This is a genomic window from Bdellovibrio bacteriovorus, from assembly GCF_001592755.1.
GTDB lineage: Bacteria > Bdellovibrionota > Bdellovibrionia > Bdellovibrionales > Bdellovibrionaceae > Bdellovibrio > Bdellovibrio bacteriovorus_E.
Genome location: NZ_LUKF01000016.1, coordinates 183,638 through 202,770 on the forward strand (window position 1 = coordinate 183,638; position 19,133 = coordinate 202,770).

13 protein-coding genes are annotated in these 19,133 nt (G+C 46.6%); 5 read left to right on the forward strand and 8 right to left on the reverse strand.

The features are described from left to right. Positions 1–13: 13 nt before the first annotated feature. Positions 14–1,198: an RtcB family protein gene (locus AZI85_RS10545; protein ID WP_063244036.1), complete on the reverse strand. Its 1,185-nt coding sequence runs from the start codon at positions 1,196–1,198 to the stop codon at positions 14–16. Positions 1,199–1,241: 43 nt separating this feature from the next. Here AZI85_RS10545 and AZI85_RS10550 point away from each other — a divergent pair, with 43 nt between their 5' ends. Next, positions 1,242–2,087 carry a substrate-binding periplasmic protein gene (locus AZI85_RS10550; protein ID WP_063244037.1) on the forward strand — a complete coding sequence of 282 codons (846 nt, stop codon included), beginning with the start codon at positions 1,242–1,244 and terminating at the stop codon, positions 2,085–2,087. On the opposite strand, the gene AZI85_RS10555 is transcribed toward AZI85_RS10550, so the two are convergent. Next, positions 1,993–2,640 (reverse strand): DsbA family oxidoreductase, encoded by a 648-nt coding sequence (locus tag AZI85_RS10555; RefSeq protein ID WP_063244038.1) that lies wholly within the window; start codon positions 2,638–2,640, stop codon positions 1,993–1,995. The two genes, AZI85_RS10550 and AZI85_RS10555, sit on opposite strands and share 95 nt — an antisense overlap. 29 nt (positions 2,641–2,669) lie before the next feature. Here AZI85_RS10555 and AZI85_RS10560 point away from each other — a divergent pair, with 29 nt between their 5' ends. Beyond that, on the forward strand, positions 2,670–3,710 hold the full coding sequence (locus tag AZI85_RS10560; RefSeq protein ID WP_063244039.1) for an FUSC family protein: 1,041 nt from the start codon (positions 2,670–2,672) through the stop codon (positions 3,708–3,710). Here AZI85_RS10560 and aspA read toward each other — a convergent pair whose 3' ends face one another. Continuing rightward, positions 3,711–5,132, reverse strand: coding sequence for an aspartate ammonia-lyase (gene aspA / locus AZI85_RS10565; RefSeq protein ID WP_063244040.1), 1,422 nt, complete (start codon positions 5,130–5,132; stop codon positions 3,711–3,713). A 9-nt stretch (positions 5,133–5,141) separates the two neighbouring features. Beyond that, positions 5,142–6,176, reverse strand: coding sequence for an MBL fold metallo-hydrolase (locus AZI85_RS10570; protein ID WP_063244041.1), 1,035 nt, complete (start codon positions 6,174–6,176; stop codon positions 5,142–5,144). A gap of 108 nt (positions 6,177–6,284) precedes the next feature. On the opposite strand from AZI85_RS10570, the gene AZI85_RS10575 reads away from it, so the two are divergent. Then, positions 6,285–7,835, forward strand: a complete 1,551-nt coding sequence (locus AZI85_RS10575) for an ArnT family glycosyltransferase (protein WP_253720948.1) — start codon at positions 6,285–6,287, stop codon at positions 7,833–7,835. Positions 7,836–8,114: 279 nt separating this feature from the next. Here the strand turns inward: AZI85_RS10575 and AZI85_RS10580 are convergent, their stop codons facing one another. From AZI85_RS10580 to AZI85_RS10595, 4 genes are all read right to left on the reverse strand, one after another. Next, positions 8,115–8,783 (reverse strand): energy transducer TonB, encoded by a 669-nt coding sequence (locus tag AZI85_RS10580; RefSeq protein ID WP_063244043.1) that lies wholly within the window; start codon positions 8,781–8,783, stop codon positions 8,115–8,117. 119 nt (positions 8,784–8,902) lie between these two features. After that, on the reverse strand, positions 8,903–9,724 hold the full coding sequence (locus AZI85_RS10585; RefSeq protein WP_063244044.1) for a penicillin-binding transpeptidase domain-containing protein: 822 nt from the start codon (positions 9,722–9,724) through the stop codon (positions 8,903–8,905). 451 nt (positions 9,725–10,175) lie between these two features. Further along, on the reverse strand, positions 10,176–11,339 hold the full coding sequence (locus tag AZI85_RS10590; RefSeq protein WP_063204787.1) for a DNA topoisomerase VI: 1,164 nt from the start codon (positions 11,337–11,339) through the stop codon (positions 10,176–10,178). A gap of 8 nt (positions 11,340–11,347) precedes the next feature. Beyond that, entirely contained in the window at positions 11,348–13,105 is a 1,758-nt protein-coding gene (locus AZI85_RS10595) for a DNA topoisomerase VI subunit B (protein WP_063244045.1), read from the reverse strand. Between the two features lie 213 nt (positions 13,106–13,318). Between AZI85_RS10595 and AZI85_RS10600 the strand changes: the two genes are divergently transcribed. After that, on the forward strand, positions 13,319–16,537 hold the full coding sequence (locus AZI85_RS10600; RefSeq protein WP_216635864.1) for a beta strand repeat-containing protein: 3,219 nt from the start codon (positions 13,319–13,321) through the stop codon (positions 16,535–16,537). A gap of 94 nt (positions 16,538–16,631) precedes the next feature. Beyond that, positions 16,632–19,130 carry a WD40/YVTN/BNR-like repeat-containing protein gene (locus tag AZI85_RS10605; RefSeq protein WP_063244047.1) on the forward strand — a complete coding sequence of 833 codons (2,499 nt, stop codon included), beginning with the start codon at positions 16,632–16,634 and terminating at the stop codon, positions 19,128–19,130. The last annotated feature ends 3 nt before the right edge of the window (positions 19,131–19,133 follow it).

Genomic DNA, 19,133 nt, shown 5'->3' on the forward strand with positions numbered 1-19,133 from the left:
GTTCGCGCGACGGCTAACCCTTCACGCAAAGAACTTGCTTAAGAACGGCAACGACTTCTACCAGATCCTCTTGATTTTTCATCACCTGATCAATGTCTTTATAAGCAGAAGGAATTTCATCAATCACGCCAGAGTCCTTACGACATTCAACACCACTGGTTTGTTCAATCAAGTCAGTGATATCAAAACGACGTTTCGCTTCACTGCGTGACATTCTTCTTCCCGCGCCGTGAGCGCAGGAATTAAATGATTCCGGATTGCCTTTGCCGCGCACGATGTATGAGCGTGCACCCATGGAGCCAGGAATAATTCCCATATCACCGCGTTCGGCGCGCACAGCCCCTTTGCGCGTGACCAAGACATCTTCGCCATAATGAATTTCACGAGTGGCGTAATTATGGTGGCAATTGACCTTCATTGAAAATGGGACAGGAGCGCCCTTCATTCCGATATGGAAAGAAATCGCGTGAAGGACGCGACGAAGCATCTCTTCGCGATTTTCTAAAGCGTATTCTTGGGCCCATTCCAAATCGCGCATGTAGGTTTCGTATTCGGGCGTGCCTTCGACATAGTAGGCAAGATCGGGATCTGGAAGTGCTGTTGCTAACTTCTTTAGTTCGCTTTTAGCGTGGCGGATGTGTTCTTTGGCAAGGCTTTTTCCGACATTGCGGGAACCTGAATGCAACATCACCCAGACGGCTCCATCGGCATCGGTGCAGATTTCGATGAAGTGATTGCCGCCTCCTAAAGTTCCCAGCTGATGAGCGGCTTTGTCTTTCAAACGCAAATTTGAAACAGACTCAGGAATATGTTTCCAGCCTTCCCAGTTTTCGACGGAGGATGTGAGACTTCGGTTGGACTCATGTCCTACAGGAACTGAGCGCTCGATGGAGTGACGAAGTTTATCCAAATCGTGCAGGATGCGGTGTGGTTCGACATTGAGTCTGGCCGCAATCATGCCGCAACCAATATCCACACCGACCGCCGCAGGAATAACAGCACCTTTGGTGGCGATAACACTGCCCACCGTCGCGCCAATTCCTAAGTGGACATCGGGCATGGCGGCGACGTGCTTAAACACGAATGGCAACGAGGCCACGTTTTGCAGCTGAAGCTTAGCTTGTGACTCAACTTCGGCTTCGGGGGCCCAGATTTTTACGGGCTTATTCTCAGATTTTAAGTTTGTTAAAATTGGCATATCGTAACTCACTTCAAGCAGATTTCTGTGTTAATCTTAACATATGATTCAGTCACTCTTTGGTCTTTTTCTTGTTTTACTGGCCTCGGCCTCTTGGGCTGGTTCCAATTCGTCTTCATTGCGAGTTGTGACGGAGTATTGGCCACCAGTGACTTTTGAGGAAGATGGCAAACCTCAAGGCATGGCCGTAGAGCTCACTCAAGTTTTACAAAAACAAATGAACCGCTCCGAGCCTATTGAAGTTCTTCCTTGGCCTCGCGCTTATCACCTTGTGTTGAATCAACCCAACGTTTTACTTTTCACAATGATTGATAATGCCGAACGGAAAAATCTTTTTAATTTCTTGGGTCCTATTGCTCAGGGGGAAATCGCGCTCTTCGCTCGCAGAACAACGGTGCTGGATCTTTCGGATAAAGAAAAATTAAAAAAGATGGCCGTGAGCGTTCATCGTGGCACGGCTTTTCAGGATACATTGACTCGACAAAAATTTAAAAAGATCGTTCCTGTCAATTCGCCCGTGAGTGGTGTGAAAATGTTGATGGCCGGTCGTGTGGACTTGATTTGTGAAGACGTGTTGGCAGTGACCCGCATGATGCAAGAAGCTGGCTATCCTGAAGACGCTTTTGTAAAAGTCGCCACACTAGAGCGCGTGGATTATTATTACGCTTTTTCTAAAAACACCGAACCGGCGATTATTCGTCAATGGAAAGAGTCTTTAGAAAAAACGAAGCGCAGCGGACAATTCAAGGCCATTTATAAAAAATGGTTTGGAAATAATCCGGCGCCGGAAAATGTTATCCTTCGCCTTGCAGAGCAGGATCTTGAAAAACCTGAAGAAAAACTTCTTTGGGCTGAGCTCCTGACACCCCAATTTTCCGATCAAAAATAAAGAACGGCACTCCGCTGATTCCTAAATCATAAGCTTCACCGATCAAGGCTCCGACTTCTTCGCGACCTTGATTGCCTTTTAGGAATGCAGAAACCTCTTCGGGATTAAATCCTAAGGGACCTAGCGTTTTCTGAAGATTTTCTGTCTTCGATAAGTCTAAACCTTCCTCATAGTAAGCAGCGTAAAGAGCATTCGTGACTTCCAATTGCTTACTTTTTTGTCCCGCCCACCAGATCAAGCGATGACAATCCAAAGTGTTGATATGAGTTTTTATTTTCTCCATATCCATTTTTAATCCGGACTTTTCCGCAGCACTAAGCAGCCTTGCTTCGGCCGCTTTAAAGTTATCGTCATTTCCGAATTTATTTCGCAGATACTCTTTACGGGGAACGCCCTCTTGTGGGCTGGCAGGATCTAATTGAAAGGGCAGGACCTTCACTTCGATGTCGATGTCTTTGCGCTCTGCCACGGCATCTAAGAAGTTCTTCTTTCCGACGTAACACCATGGACAAACAATATCGACAACAAGCTCAACGACGATTTTCTTTTTCATAATCCCACCTCGCGCTTATACTAGACATTATGGGTTTACGTCTTCACGTCAACGAACTTCTTAAAATCAACCCGGCGCCTTCACCGTGGCCTCGCATGGTGGTTTGCTCATTCGCGACGATGATTCCTTTGATTGTCGGCACATCTTTGCACCAACTTCCGATTTCGATATTTGGAGCGCTGTTCGGTTTTCTTTTAGTCCTCAACGACCATTTGGGCACCTTAGGACACAGGCTTTGGGTGATCACGCTGACATTCCTGTGTCTACTAGCGGGTTTAACTTTAGGAGTGCTCACCGGAGGACAAAAAGCTTTGCTCATTCCACTGCTCTTGGCGTTAACATATTGGCTCGGACTTATCTCTACACAAGGAGCCGAATTAGAACGCGCCGTTTTGTTTTCGGTGTTTCAGATTCTAGCTGGTGCCTACTCCCCTGCTGTTGCAAAATATCTTTCCCTGAGTTTAGGCTATGCGTTTTTAGGTTATCTTTGCGTGATCGTCGCGCTTTCTATTTTGGTATTTGTTCGCCGTCACAATCCAAATCCATTTGCGCGCATTCGCGAAACGTTTAAAAAGTCGTTAACGAAAGAAAAAAGCCGGCATCTTTATGCTTTGAGTTTTTCTTTAGCTGTTCTAATCACGTTGCTGGTCGTTGATTACTTTCAAATGAGTCATGGCTACTGGGCGGTCGGCACTGTTTTGATTATTATGCGACCGGAAGCGAAGGCTAGTATCTATCGCATCATTCAAAGATTTTTTGGAACGCTGGTCGGCGTGCTAGTGGCAGAAATGATTATTTTAAGTGTGCATTCCGTTTGGATTGCGATTCCTTTGATTGGGTTTATCAGTTTTTGGGGGCCTTGGTCTTTAAGTCGCAGTTACTGGTTGGGATCTGCGGTGATTGTGACTATGCTCTTAGTGCTTTTGGATTTACCGAGTATTGCCACCGGTGACTTACATACACCTTTGATTCGCTTGCAAGCCACAGGCATTGGTTGCTTGTTCGGACTTTTGGGAGTCGTGATGGCCAACCCCCAAGTTTTGTGGCGGGACAACCCGCCACGCTCCTAATTACTTTTTTATTTCGCCGATGTATTTTGGATTTAGTAAATTTTCAATAGAGAAAATTTGATCCAGTTGTTCTTGGGTGACAACGCCTCTTTCCAGAGCCACTTCGGCTACACTTCGTCCCGTCTGTGCACAGATCTTTCCGATCTTATCACCTTCATCGTGACCAATGATAGGATCGAGGAAGGTCACGATACCGATGCTGTTCATCACGTACTCGCGACAACGATCGACATTTGCAGTGATACCAACCACGCATTTTTCTTTAAGCGTGATGCAAGCTTGAGTCATCAAGGTGATGGATTCAAAGATGCTGGAAGCAATCACGGGTTCCATGACGTTTAATTGCAACTGCCCGGCTTCTGCCGCTAATGTAATGGCTAAATCATTTCCCATCACTTTAAAGGCCACTTGATTCACGACTTCGGGAATCACCGGATTTACTTTCGCTGGCATGATCGAGCTGCCCGCCTGCATTTCTGGAAGATTGATTTCTTTAAGGCCCGCGCGAGGGCCTGAACTTAGTAAGCGCAAGTCATTACAGATTTTAGAAAGCTTCACGGCCGTTCTTTTGAGTGCGCCCGAAATAATAATATAAGCGCCGCAATCGCTGGTAGCTTCAATCAAATCTTCGGACTGTTCAAAAGGGTACCCCGTCACTTCAGCAAGCTTCTTCACCGCTAGCGGCGCGTAACCTTCTGGTGCATTGATGCCGGTGCCGATGGCGGTCGCTCCTAAGTTCACTTCTAAAATTAGTTTTTGAACTGTTTTAATAAGACGACTGTCTTCTTTCAACAAAGTTGCAAACGCATTGAATTCTTGTCCTAAAGACATAGGGACGGCATCTTGCAATTGTGTACGGCCCATTTTTAAAACATTTTTAAACTCTTGGCCTTTGGCTTCAAAAGCCTTCGCTAAATCTTCGATGGCCTTTTCAACCACCGTCAAATGTTCGTACAAAGCCACACGGAATGCTGTCGGATAAGCGTCGTTCGTGGATTGGCATTTGTTGACGTGATCGTTTGGATTGATTACGGAATAAGTGCCTTTTTCAAGCCCGCGTTTTTCTAAAGCAATGTTGGCGATCACTTCATTGGCGTTCATGTTCACTGACGTGCCTGCGCCGCCTTGAAATACGTCCGAAGGGAATTGGGCGCCCCACATTTTTGGATCCGCCAAAATGACGTCACAGGCTTCGACAATGGATTTTGCGATGTCGGGAGAAATCGTTCCTAACTCACCATTGGCCATGGCGCAGGCTTTTTTTACTAAAGCCAAGCCGCGAATGAATAAAGCGTCAGCGCCGATAGGAAGGCCCGAGATTTGGAAGTTCTCCATCGCGCGCACGGTGTGCACACCATAGTAGGCTCCTGCGGGAACTCTTTTTTCACCTAACAGATCTTTTTCGACTCTAAAATTCTGCATAACTTCACCTTACTTTTTTAACTTCAATACTTCCCCGTGTTTCATCACACGGAAAGCTTCAGGGCTGACATTCATTTTCTGAAGAGCGATTTTTAAGTCTTCAGGAGGTGCTGCCATCGCCTCATCACTCAATCGGAATGTGCCCCAATGCACGCCGATCGAAAGTTTGGATTGTAGATCCAGGTGCATTTGCACAGCTTGTTCTGGATCCACGTGCTGCTGCTTCATAAACCACTTCGGTTCATAGGCCCCTACCGGAATCATCGCGATATCCGAGGCGCCGAAGCGATTGAACACGTCTAAGAAATCTTTCGAGTATCCCGTGTCACCCGAATAAAAAAACTTCAGCGAAGGCGCTTGAATATACCAGCCTCCCCAAAGAGTTTTATTGCGGTCCCAAAGACTTCGCTGACTCCAATGCTGTGCCGGAGTGAAAGTCAGTGTCACGTTTTTGACTTGCGTGTTTTCCCACCAGTCCAATTCTTTGACGTTGTCGATGTCTTCGGATTTAAGCAGGGATTCTAATCCTAGCGGCACTAAAAACAACAAGGCTTTGTCATTTTGTTTTGCCAGTTTCCGTAAAGTCGGAAGATCCAAGTGATCAAAGTGCGCGTGCGAAATCACGACCACATCAATCGGTGGCAACTCTTCAATAGGAAATGGCAAGGCCACTTGTCTTTTCGGGCCCATGAAACTTACAGGCGAAACGCGATCTGAGAAAACCGGATCGACCAAAATGTTAAGGCCTTCAACCTGTAAAAGAGCCGAGGCGTGACCGATCCAGGTCAGTGTGTTTTCGGTGCGATTTTGTTTTAAATAGGCCGTGTCGGTTTTTAAAACTTCGGGTTGGAAGGGCGGCTCTGTCGGTGCATTGCTCGTCAGGCGCTCCCATTGCCACTTCCAGAAACTCGCTTTTGGCGAATTGTCATAGTTGTTGTAAAACTGAGTTTTACCCCGGTGTGGTTTGTTTGGATCGTAGTATTTGAAGCTTTGACACCCCGAAAACACCAGAAACCCCGCTGCTGCAATGATCGACCATTTCATGGGGCTACAATCTCACACTTTACACTCTCTGTCATATGCGGATGTGTTGCCTTGCGCGCTATGAAATATTAGGACTGAGTCCTGACACTTCGATACAAGGAAACACCCGTGATTCGTGAATTTTGGAAGCAGCAAAGTACATCGCAGAAAGTCACAATTCTTTTCATTCTGGCCTTAATTTTCCGAGCTTTCTTTTCGCTTAACATTGGTTTGATCGATGACGAGGCTTATCACTGGTCTTGGGCCAAGTGGTTGCAGCTTTCTTATTTCGATCACCCGGCAATGATTGCGTGGCTTGAAGCGATCACGACCAGCATTTTTGGCGACACCTATCTGGGCGTTCGTTTACCTGGATTTTTGTGCTTTATCGGTATCACCGTTCTGCTTTACAAACTGACCAAAGATCTTTTCCACGACGAGTGGGCGGCGATCTTTGTGGGCTTTGTGATGTTATGGTCTCCGTTTTGGGGATTTGGTGGTTATGTGGCGTCGCCAGAACCTCCGTTCATGCTTTGTTGGGTCGCCGCAGCCTACGTCTTCTGGCAAGGCGTGCGTGAAGACGACAAACGTTGGAGCACGAAGAAAACTTGGCTGTGGCTCGGTGTTTTGATGGGCCTGGGTTTGAACTCGAAGTTCATCATTGCGTTGCTGGCTCCGGGATTTGGTCTTTATCTTTTGACGACACCTTCTCGTCGCAAGGATCTTTTGACGCCGTGGCCGTGGGTGGGCTTTTTGATCGCGACAGTGCTTTGTTCGCCGATCTTTATTTGGAATATCACGCACGATTGGCCGGGCTTTAAGTTCCAGTTCCATGATCGCCATCAGGGTTCTAGCTTTAGCTTTAATCGTTGGCTTGTGTTCTTTGGCGCGCAGCTTTTGTTTGCGACTCCGTTCTTGTATGTGATGATTGTTTTGGCGTTCATCACTTCGCTTTTGAAATTCAAAGAAGCTCGTTGGAGATTTTTATTCTGCCTAACGGTGCCATCGTTTACGATCTTCTATCCGCAGCCTTTATGGGCGGAATACAAACCGCACTGGAGTGGCGCTGCTTATACGTTGTTGTTAATGGGTGTGGGCTTCATCTGGTCACAAGGTTTGCGCTGGGGTTCTAAGCGCATCGTGAAAGCACGTAGCAAGGTGTACACTTGGGGTATCTTGGGTTTCTTTATCCCGTTGGCTTTGATTGCTTACACTCCGTTCGCGTATCCGTGGGCGCCCAAAGTTTATAAATTCTTTAATCCGTCGGGTGAATGGCAAACGACGTGGGATTTCAGTAACGAGTTCACCGGTTGGGAAGACCTGGGCCGCTACGTGAACCGCCGTCAACGCGAAATCCATGCGGAAAGCGGTCGCAAACCTTTCATCGCGGCTCACCGCTATGAGAATACCGCGCAAACAACCTGGGGCACGAAGCAAAAGGTGTACATGTTAAGTTCCACTCGCAGTCACTACACAGTGATGCAGTCGGAAGAAGAGATGAATAATCTTAAGGGCCAGGATGCGATCTTCGTAAGCACGGAAAAATATCCTGCCGATCCGATGGAATGGGCGAAATGGGATGGCTGTCAGAAGGAAACTTTGAAGACGTTCCGTCATGGCGAGCATGCTCGGACTTTCAATGTTTATTACTGTCGGAATTTTCAGGGGATTACGCAGTAGGCACTCGCAGAGATGGCCTTTTAAAGGCCACTCTATTTCTTATTACGGAAAAAAGAAATCGTATATAGAAGCGGATATGCCATCGTAAATGACACTGAAATAAGTGCATAGATCCAGGCATAGTCTCCGCAAATTTCTGGCACGCCCTTGATACCGATACATCCTGATCTCAAATATGAGAACAGGATGACTAAACTTCCGAGAAAGAAAAGTACTGCGACTAGTGTCTTAGACTCGTTTTTTTCCAACGGCGCTCCAATTTTCGATGGCGAATATTCTTTAATTCAACACATACTCAATCGGAACCGTGAAGCTCCAATTGGCTTTTTGGATTTCTTGCGGGAATGGTTTCATACCGCTGATGCTTTTCACTAGATCGTGCGCGGCTTGATTCAAAGATTCGTACGGACTTTTTTCTACCACTTCACTTGTGACTAGCGAACCGTCCGCTGCCAAAGTGAATCGCATTGTCACGATTCCCGTCTGACCCATTTTCTTTGCCATCGCTGGATAACGCTTACGGCGCTCTAGCAGCTTTTTGATTTCGTAAAGGTATCTTGCTTCCGGCGACACTTCGCTGCCGTTGGCTACGCCTTCTCGGCCTTGCAATGCGCCCTTATCAGAGGTTCCAGCTAGTGAACCGGCACTCTTGCCATTTGTTGGAGCTTGCTCGGGCTGTGCGACAGTTTTTTCGTTCTTCAATGCTGGCGCATCGGAGTTGTCACTCACCACAGCAGCTTTGATTTTCGGCGCTTCGACAACTTCTTCCACTTTCGGAGTACGAACCGTGCCGCCCTCGCCGTACATCAACTCTACGCCTTGCGGAAGTGGAACTATTTCTGGTGCCGCTAAAGAAAGACCCAAAACAAAAAAGCTCCCGTGCAATAGCAACGAGATTGCTACGGACTTATTGATGTTTAAAGAAAATGAGAATCGCTTTTCAGACATGGGTAAGACAGGTTTATAAGATCTTACCCCTTAAAACTCAACGCCCCCGGGCTTTGAGAGCCTGAGGGCGCATTAGTTCGATTTGGCGAGGCCAAATGAAAGTAAAGTGAAAACGCCGACTACCAAAGACCTTCTGATTTCAGAATGTCCTTAGTAATTTGTTTAGCGCGAGGGCCACCGTAACCGCCTTCCGTCGGCGCAAGATCACTCATGTTCGTGACTGCGATATACTCTTGATCATCTTTTTGAACGTGAGCGATGAACCATCCGAAGTTGACCTTGCGCTCTTTATCGTAAAAATTTGAACCGGTTTTGCCGTTGAGTTTGAAACCGTTCGGTGAAGTTTCTAGGTAAGTAATTTCACGAGTCAGCTCCATGGATCTTTCGGACGCTGGCAACTGGTTCGTCCAAAGTTTTTTCATGAAGTCGACTTGCTCGTAAGCCGTGATCTGAAGTCCTTTTTTATGAGGCGGGTTCAGCCACGCTGTCGTGATACCGCTTGAGATGTCCTTATTTCCGTAATCGAAGTCATTCAAATATTTCTGGAATTTCTTTTTACCCAACTTCGGCGTGATTCTTTGAGAAAACCAAACCACCGAATCACTCATCCAAGTTTTCGCATTGTGGTCTTTATTTACTTCAGGACGAATATCTTTACGACCATCCCATTTCAAAACTTGATTTTCGTCTTTAAGAACTTTCGCATCGAAAGCCATCACTGCCAGCGGAACTTTGAAAGTAGAGCAAGCTGGGTAACGTGTCTTACACTCTTCATCCCCGATCACTTTGTCGTACATGCCCGTTTTCATATTGTACAAAAGAAAGCAGCCTTTCTGGTTGGCGAAAAAGTTTTCTTGATCCGTTTTTTCAGAGGAGTTTTTCGACGTCGCCGAACAAGCGGTCATCACAAATGCTGCGAAGATGAGTGAAAGAAGTTTCATGGGTGCTTCCAGATGTAAGGGTTTTAAAAAAGCTAACATCGTTTTTTGATGGGAACAATATGCGGAGAAAATATTTTGAAGGTGGGGAATTTTAGTTTTTGATTTAAAAGATCTGCTTCTCAAAATTACTTCCACTGGCCTGTGGAAGTAAAATCTATGCTTCAACTCACAAAATTTTTATATCGGAAGCAGCTGCACTTCACTGCCACGGTGGCAGTAAGCAAATGCGTTAGAACTAGGCGTTGGTGAAACAAGAGCCTAAAGGATGCCTGAGGAGAACTTAAGAAGTAAAAATACTCTCAACACAAAATCCACCGCCACCGTGGCGGTAAGCCCTTGTGTCAAAACGAAGTCCGGAAATAAAAAGAACCTGGTACCTTTCCCACACAAAGGGAAGCAGGTACCTTTAGACAGAAAAAAACCCGCTTTTTACAGCGGGTTTTCGGAATCACTAAACGTAAGAACCTCTTTTGATCTTTTCCAAGATCAATTTTTCGGTCTTGATCGGATCGTTCGGATCTACAGAGAAGAAAGATTGTTGCTCGCAACGGATCTTTTCCTTGATCAACCAGCGAAGGATGTCCGCCAAGTTTTTGTTCTTTTTATCCAAGAAGAACGGATCGTTTTCCAAAGCGTCCTTAGCTTTTTTCAAAGCGCGGGCTTCGGCCGGATCAGACTCTTTCACTTTGTAGTGAGGAAGATCATACTTTTTCACATCTTCAGGCAACACACCCAAGAATCTTACGTTCGGAGCTGAGAAGTCTGCGTTACGAATCAAAGACGCCGCTGATCCCGCTTTTAAAGTACGGAAGATATTTTGCAATGTGTACGCATCGAGATCTCCGAAGAAGTACATTGGAACATCCAACTCTTCTTGGATCAGTTTTGACCAACCACGAACACCGTTCGACGGAACCCCTTGAGCACCCATCACGATACAATTGTTACGACGAGTGAAACCCATCGTTACCAACGTATTTGCCGTACCTTCAGACTCGACGATCAAGCAGAAATCGATTTTCTTTTTCGCTTTCAACTTCAAAGACTGAGGTTTGTTTTTCGGTTGGAATGGAGACGTACCCAAAGTCGAAAGATCGACAACCGCTTTATCCCCGTCTGGCAAAGTCTCAGTCACAACAAGTTGTTGAGAGTAAGTTTGTCCACCACGGTCATTGGCAAAACAGTTCAATTCTTCACGGTACACTTCAAGCATATCACCGATGAAATCGATGATCGCGTCTGATTCAGGCTGGTCGTCGAAGTCCAAAGGCTTCAAACGAGGGTTCCCTTTAATCAAACCTTTACACATGTAATAAAGCTCACGCTTCGTATTTACTGCGCCTTTTTCAAGATTGTTCAAAAGGATTTCCAATACGAAAACCACACGCGCCAGCTTCTGAACAGATGATACGTTCAGCTCTGTGCGAACAACTTTGTCTCCAGGAGTCAGGTAACCCACTTTAGAGTTGTACAAAGAGTTATCAAGTGAAGTTTTCACCGCTTCTAGAACCGGACGCTTAGAAGACTCAAGGTCTTTAAGCATTTTATCGGCCAAGATGCGGGCTTCTTTGGGAATATCAATTTTTAATTCACGAATGCTGAGTAGTTTTCCCATCGTTCAACCTACTTCTTTTTACCAGTTGTTTTTTTAGTCGTTTCTTTTTTAGTCGTCGTCTTCTTCGTGCCAATCGGCTCTGAAGCTTCTTCGACAAGGTCTTCGCTGCTGATCACGTCTTCTTCGATCTCGTGATCAATACCCTTTTTCTTCTCGCGCTTTTTTTGCTCAAGAAGTTTAGATTCCGCCGCTTCTAGATCGGCAATCGCCTCTTCAGAATCACGGCCCAAAAGTTTTTTCAAACCTTCTTCGGCTTTTTTCTTACGAGCTTCCGGAGCTTTAATGATGCGAGCCAAACCTTCAACCAAGATAGGACCGAACTGCTCAATGTGAGCGAGCTTTCTTTCAAGATCCGCCTCTTTCACTTCTTTTTTGATGTGACGAGACAATCTTTGACCTGCTTGGATCAAGGCCAAACGGATTTCCGCGACCAATTCTTCAGATGCATCGATAGTTTCTTTCGAAGCATTCTTAAACTTGATGAACGGAGAAACCACAGACACGGCAAAGATATAAGGACCTAGCGGCAAACTGTCTTTAGGCTGTCCCAAACCATAGGACTTCCAGTTCACAGACTCAATCGCCCACGTGATCGCACAACCTGATTTATCAAATTGCAAAGGAACACGGTTTGCGAAACGAAGCAAAGTCACTGGGCTGTCTGCTTCTTGGTAACGATCTTTGAAACGCGCCAACGCGACTTCCACCACCACCGGTTTAAAGTCACAAATTGTTGGCTTACGAGTCACAACCGCGAAGAAGTCGATTTCACCCAAGCGAGTGATAGATTTCGAAAGAGACTCCTCACCTACAGTTAAAACGGACTTCGTCGAAGGCGCCATCAAGTCGGTATTTTGAACCGCTTGGAAAACCTTTTTAAAGTCCTCTTCCGTCAATGAAGTCAGAGGTTTTTCCAAAAGATTTTTTGGCAGACCTTTTTTCGTGAATTCAGAGATAGACTGATCAGAAACACGCGAAAATCCTGTTTTTAGGAACTTAGAAAGCGTCGTTTTTCCGAACAAAGTCGAGTGCGTGATGAACTCACCCAGTTTAAAGGTATGAGGATGTGGCAAAGAAGCCTCAGGAACTTGAGGCACATCTTGGCTGACACGGTTCACAGTCACGTAGTCATTTTCCATCAATTTATAAGTGATGGTCATGTGAGGATTCACAAGGATTGTGCCCTCAATGTAAGTCACGATACCGCCGTCACCGTTTAATTGAATACGTCCATCCAGAACGAATTCGACACGAGTTCCGTGGTCACGATCCCAATCGATCGTTTCCTTATTTTTTACTACACCTGTATTAGATTTGATGTCGACATCCACTTGCGCAGAGATCGCTTTACGCATCTTTTTCGTCTTAGAAATAACATTCACACCACGGGCATTGGTCATCTGCGCCCAAGTCGTAGCGGCAGAAATACCGATACCTTGTTGACCGCGCGAACACTGTCCACGACCAAATTTTGAAGAGGCCAAGTACTCACCATAAACTTTGGCAAGGTCTTCAGCTTCGATACCGGGTCCGTTATCTTCGACAACGATGCGAATTAAATCAGTATTTTTAGTAGAACCAGATCCTACTTTTGTGACTTCAACTAGAAGATCAGGAAGAATGCCCGCTTGCTCACACGCATCCAAAGAGTTGTCCACGGCTTCTTTTAAAGTCGTCAAAACGGCTTTCAAAGGAGACGAGAATCCCACCTGTTGGAGGTTCTTCGCAAAATATTCAGCGGTGCTACTTTTGGTAATCTTACTCACGGTCGCTTGATCCTTCACGAGATGTTAACGAATTTTAATGAATGACTTTCATAGGTTAAGCCGAACGCAGGGGGTCAAAGCAAGACTTTAGGCTCGCTGATGCTAAGCGGCAAATTAAAACCAATTGGAGATGGTGACCCGAAATACGAGCCGAGTTCCTCTTACATCCCTTTAACTCAACGAAAATTCTTTGCCTTCCGATAAGTAAAAAAGATGAGAACAGGCACGTACTTTTTTATTCTCATGTCTCTTTTTGGGATGCTCGCCCAAGCTGCACCCAATGCTTTGACGTATCAAGGCCGTATCGTGAAAAGCGATGGCCACCCCCTGGAATATGGAAACACCAGCTTTATTTTCGAGGTCACAAGCCCTAACGGAAGCTGCGTTATTTACCGCGAACAGCGCGATGGCGTGAATCTTTTAAACTCGAACGGCGTTTTTGACGTACCGATTGGATCAGGAACGAAGCTTTTCCCGACAGATCCTCTTTTTACTTTGCTGGATGCCTTTAACAACTCCAAGGTTCATGACTGTTATGGCGGAGCTACTTATACGGCAGCCTCTTCAGACATCCGCCTTTTGAAAGTGCAGTTTCATGACGGTTCCGGATGGAAGGTGATTTCTCCGTCAAACGAAATCCGTTCTGTTCCCTATTCGGCCTATGCGCTTTCAGCAGAAAAGCTTGGAACTCGATCTGCAGATGAATTCGTATTAAAAACCGGCGTCCCTACATGTGCGGCGAATGAGTTTTTAACCTGGAATGGATCGGCCCTTTCCTGTGCTCCGGTTTCGGGAGCTGCGGGAGGAACCGTAACTCAAGTCACTTCGACGAATGCTTATGTTTCAGTCGTTAATAGCACTTCCACACCAGCATTAACTTTAAACGTGGGTTCAACGGCAGGCACAGTGGCCGCTGGTGATGATGCTCGTTTCAGCGATGCAAGAACTCCAAGTGGAACAGCCGGTGGAGATTTATCAGGCACCTATCCGAATCCCTCTGTCGCGAAAATTCAAAACACCGCAGTCAGTTCGGTGGCTCCAACTTCAGGGCAGTATTTGAAGTTCAATGGCACTCAATGGGCTGGAGCTGCAATTGCGATGAGCGATGTGACGAATCTAAATACTACGTTAAGCAACTATCAAACAACGGCGGCATTTAACGCTGCTGTTGGCTCCGCGAACTGTGCCGCCTATCAAACGCCTTATTGGAATTCTGTTTCGGGGAGTTTTCAGTGTCAGGCGATCAATGTCTCGGTCGCAGGCGACATCAGTGGAACTATCGGTGCTGTTTCCGTTGATAAGATCAAAGGTGTGAATGTCGATACAACCGGATTAACTTCAGGACAAGTCCTGAAATACGACGGCACCAAATGGACTCCCGCTTCTGATAGCAATGCTGGCGGAACAGTTACGAATATCGGGACAGGCACGGGATTAACGGGCGGTCCTATTTCTTCGACGGGAACTATTTCCTTAGCTAATACCGCAGTGACTGCGGGCTCCTACGGGTCGGTTACACAAGTCGGAACATTTACGGTTGATGCTCAAGGAAGATTAACTTCTGCTTCCAATACCGCGATCGCGTTTCCCGTGACCAGTGTTGCGACGAAAACAGGCGCTGTGACGTTGGACTACGGCGACATCAATAGTGCCGCTTCAAAGTATCTTACTTATCGCCCTAACAATGTCGCTTGTACCGACGGGCAAACATTAAAATGGATCACGGCAAATTCCCGTTGGGAGTGTGCGAACGACACAGACACTTCTTCCGGAGGGACCGTCACTAATATCGGCACGGGGACGGGCTTAACTGGTGGGCCTATTTCTACAACAGGAACTATTTCGTTAGCGAATACAGCAGTGACTGCGGGATCATATACTCGCGCCAATATCACCGTCGATGCCCAAGGACGCTTAACGGCTGCTAGCAATGGAGCTTCCGTTAATCTTGCAACAGAAGTCACAGGCACTCTTCCTGTCGCTAATGGTGGTACGGGACAAACAACAGCGACGGCAGCCTTTAATGCTCTTTCTCCCCTGACTGCCAAAGGAGACGTTTTAGTCAACGATGGCACGAATGATATTCGTTTACCTACTGGTACAAACGGACAAGTTCTCTCTGTAAATACGTCTCAAACGTCGGGTCTTCAGTGGGTGACACCTACAAATGGAACCGTGACCAACGTTACTGGAACCGCGCCTATTGTCGTTTCCTCGGGTGGAACCACTCCGGCCATTTCAATTAACGATGCAAGCACTTCAGCTAAAGGAGCCGTTCAAGTAGGAAATGGACTTGCCGTCAGCGCCGGTGTTGTGTCTGTGGATCCAGCAAGCTTCCCTTCTGCAGTTCCTGTGAGTAAAGGTGGTACGGGAGCGACTTCAATCACTGCAAATCGTCTTGTGGCTTCAAACGGTACGGGATCAGCTCTAACCACTTTCAACTGCGCTGTGGGACAAATGGTGAGCTTCGATGCGACAGGTATGATGACTTGCTCCACATTTACAACCGGCTCGGTCTTCTTGAATAACGGAAATTCTTTTGGATCTGCGGCCACTTTAGGTACTAACGATAATAATTCTTTGAGCTTTGAAACTAATAACACTGTTGCCATGACAATTCTTCCCAGTGGAAATGTCGGCATTGGGACGACAACACCGGCAACTAGTTTAGAAGTTTTTGAAACAACGGGAAGTACAAGCCGAGGTATTACGTCAACCACGATCGCCACTTCCAATCCTGGAGGACTTATTCAAACTCGAGGGGCTCGCGGTACCGCCAGTGTCCCTACGGCAACACAAATCAACGACACCTTCGGTTGGATGGCCTTCACAGGTCATGACGGCGCTGCCTTTACTACACAAGCACAACCCACAGGTGTCAGTGCAATAGCCACCGAGAATTGGAGCACGGGAGGACATGGTTCTGCTCTTCGCTTTACGACTACAACCAATACGGCTGTCAACGGTGGCGAAAGAATGCGTATTGATCACAATGGAAATGTAGGTATTGGAACGAGCTCACCAACTGCGAAACTGGAAGTGTCTGGCGATGCCAAAGTGACTGGAAATTTAGTCGGCGCTGTGAAAGACGTCGGCGGCGCTTCACTTAGAATGTGTACCGGTTCTAGCGCGAATTCTGGCTGGACCTACTATGCAGTAAATGCAGGAATAACTGGCGCATGCGGAGCGTACATGAACATTGATACTTCAGCATGTGGTTTCTCAACCGTATTTAAATACTTCCCCTCTATCCAAGGCGATGGAGGACACTGGGTCACTACTGGCGCCACATCTGTGTACAATGCCACAGCCACGAGTTTTAGAATTTACATCAACCTCATTGGAAGCTTCGACTCCACGACCTGCAATACGACAACGCTCCCACACAATACAAATCACTATCGTATAGACTGGTTGGCTGTCGGGCTTTAACGCGTAAAATTGGTAATACTCATTCTGAGACACCTTTTCGAAAAATAATCGTTGTTTTCTAAATTCCTCCTCACAAAAATCCGATAAAATAAACATGACTCAGTCGTTCTCAGGTACGTTTCGCGGGCTGGTTCTTTTCTATGTGATGCTTTCTTCGGCCGGATGTACTTTAGAAGCATTACTCGAAAAGCAGATCTCATCTAAGATCACAGATGAGGTCATTCCTATTTCAATCACGATGGACGTTGGTGCCACGAAACTCATTGAACCTTCAGGCGGCACTCCTCCTTTTACCTATCAAGCTTCAACATCGGGATATTTAAATACGTCGACGGGTGCTTACACTATTCCCGTTAACGCTCAGGTGATGAATGAAACCTTCGAAGTCACCGATAGCATGGGAAAGAAATTTTCGGTCACAGTTCGTCGCAAAGGCTTTCGCGAATTTCGAAGAATCGAATTACCGCAGTCCGCATCGCAAGATCAGAACTACGTGACCGATGCGGTCTGGCTTGCTTCCGGTAAGGTGTTAGCAACAGCTATCGGCAGCGATTACGACGGAGAACGATGGGCCACCTATCGCAGCGACAATGACGGTGCCTCTTGGTCTCGCGTCGATCAGTTCATGGGCTACCATTATCATGGAGAGTCCCATCCTTTAGCGATGACAGCTAAAGGCAATACCGTGTTCGTTTGCGGGTATGCTTATAAATACAATTACACGTCTGCAGACCCTTTATCCGGTTGGTTCGTTCGTAAGTCTACGGACGAAGGAACAACATGGTCTACTTCGGATCACTGGTGGGAGGTCCCTCAGATGAACCATGTCTGTTATGATATCGCGGTCTCTCCAACAACAGGTTATATCTATGCCGTAGGTTACACTGAATCCACTTCGGAAATGATCTGGGTGATTCGCGAAAGTAAAGACGACGGGCAAACTTGGAACACAATCTATCAAGCAGCTCCTGTCAGTGGCGGCGGAGAAGAAGTCGCCTACCAAATCAAAGTGACTCCTTCTGGCCACCTTTTTGTGATGGGTGCCGCAAATTCAACTATGTATTTTTTAAAAGGGACGTTCAGTGCGGGTGCATGGACATGGACACCCGCCACTTCTATTCCGGGATCACAAATTTTCGGTGACTATGAACTCAGAGGAAATTTACAAGTCCTCGATGACAGCAATGCCTATTTTTCTTGCCGACATGGCGTTTCGGGAAAGGTCTATCGAACCACCGACGGCGGTGACAATTGGACGGAAGTTTATGTAGGTCAAGATTACCTGCAAGGCATGACGGTGACAGCTTCAGGAAAACTAATCGCCACCGGGGGCAGCAGAAGCTCCACCAACGATTGGAAAGTCGTATCGTCTCCAGATGGAGTCACGTGGACACCGATAGATTTAGATGCCACACTAGCTCCGCCTAATGAGCCTCACGGAATTACAATTGTCGCGCACCCGACCGCTAATAAGGTCTTGGCCATCGGCTCTAACAAAAGACGTTATCAAGCCGCCGTGGCTTACTCTAATGATGATGGCTCTTCCTGGAGTCTTGCGAGTGAAATTAGATTTCAGTGGGCTTTTTATAGCTTTGTTTCGAAAATCATTCGAACTTCGTCAACCCAATTGTTTTCCATTTGGGAAACCGGCGACATGGATGGAAATTGGCCGTGGGTGATTAAAAAGAGCTCTGACAACGGCATCACTTGGCAAGACTCTGATCATATTGTCACAGCTTTAGATGACACCAAGGCCGTCGACATTATTCAAGGGCATGATGACAACCTCTATGTCATCGGCCGGAAGGACGGGAACGCTCTCATTCGGCGATCGGCCGACGGTACAATTTGGGCTGACGTTCACTCTTTCGCGAGTACAGCTTGGGAATATGCACTTGCTACGGTTAAAAACTCGGCCACTTATTTTGCTGCCAAAGAGGGCGTGAACATCATCATTGGCAAAACAACAAATGGCGTGACTTGGTCGGCAATCAAAACATTTTCTCCACCCGGTGGCATCCATGAAATGGGTTTTATTTCTTTGAGTGTCGATACCGTGGGAAATGTGTATCTGTTAGCCATTGAGCGCGTGGGTGCCACTGGAACGGTCGTTCTTCATCGCTCTACAGATGGAGGAACGACTTGGAATGAAGTTTTGCGAGGGCTGTCACAACCCAATTACTGGAATATATCCGCAACTCTTAAAGTTAGTCCCGTTGGTGAAATATATGCTTATGAAGGTGCTAGCATGTTCATATCAACTGACAACGGCGAAACTTGGTCTGCTTACACGAATGTCCCCAGCAATGTCTTAGACATAGGCTGGAGCGGCAACACAGCTTACTTCCTTGCAACGGACCCCACAGAAGGCACGGCCGTCTTCACCGAAGGATTCACTCCAGGCAGTTGGATCCTTATTGAGAGTGTTCAACAAAGATTCAACGTTGGCGAAAGTGTCGGCGAATATGATACAGAACTTACCAAAAAGAATTTCTTAAGCCTTAGTCCGTCTGAGCTAATGCTAAATTATAATTACAACGACCCCTACCTGGGAGCCCGGTCGATCTTGAGAATGATAGACACCTCTCAATAGTGA

Excerpts from the sequence above, each read along its gene's own strand:
- AZI85_RS10545 (WP_063244036.1), bottom strand. The coding sequence starts at position 1,198 with ATGCCAATTTTAACAAACTTAAAATCTGAGAATAAGCCCGTAAAAATC.
- AZI85_RS10550 (WP_063244037.1), top strand. The coding sequence starts at position 1,242 with ATGATTCAGTCACTCTTTGGTCTTTTTCTTGTTTTACTGGCCTCGGCC.
- AZI85_RS10555 (WP_063244038.1), bottom strand. The coding sequence starts at position 2,640 with ATGAAAAAGAAAATCGTCGTTGAGCTTGTTGTCGATATTGTTTGTCCA.
- AZI85_RS10560 (WP_063244039.1), top strand. The coding sequence starts at position 2,670 with ATGGGTTTACGTCTTCACGTCAACGAACTTCTTAAAATCAACCCGGCG.
- aspA (WP_063244040.1), bottom strand. The coding sequence starts at position 5,132 with ATGCAGAATTTTAGAGTCGAAAAAGATCTGTTAGGTGAAAAAAGAGTT.
- AZI85_RS10570 (WP_063244041.1), bottom strand. The coding sequence starts at position 6,176 with ATGAAATGGTCGATCATTGCAGCAGCGGGGTTTCTGGTGTTTTCGGGG.
- AZI85_RS10580 (WP_063244043.1), bottom strand. The coding sequence starts at position 8,783 with ATGTCTGAAAAGCGATTCTCATTTTCTTTAAACATCAATAAGTCCGTA.
- AZI85_RS10585 (WP_063244044.1), bottom strand. The coding sequence starts at position 9,724 with ATGAAACTTCTTTCACTCATCTTCGCAGCATTTGTGATGACCGCTTGT.
- AZI85_RS10590 (WP_063204787.1), bottom strand. The coding sequence starts at position 11,339 with ATGGGAAAACTACTCAGCATTCGTGAATTAAAAATTGATATTCCCAAA.
- AZI85_RS10600 (WP_216635864.1), top strand. The coding sequence starts at position 13,319 with ATGAGAACAGGCACGTACTTTTTTATTCTCATGTCTCTTTTTGGGATG.
- AZI85_RS10605 (WP_063244047.1), top strand. The coding sequence starts at position 16,632 with ATGACTCAGTCGTTCTCAGGTACGTTTCGCGGGCTGGTTCTTTTCTAT.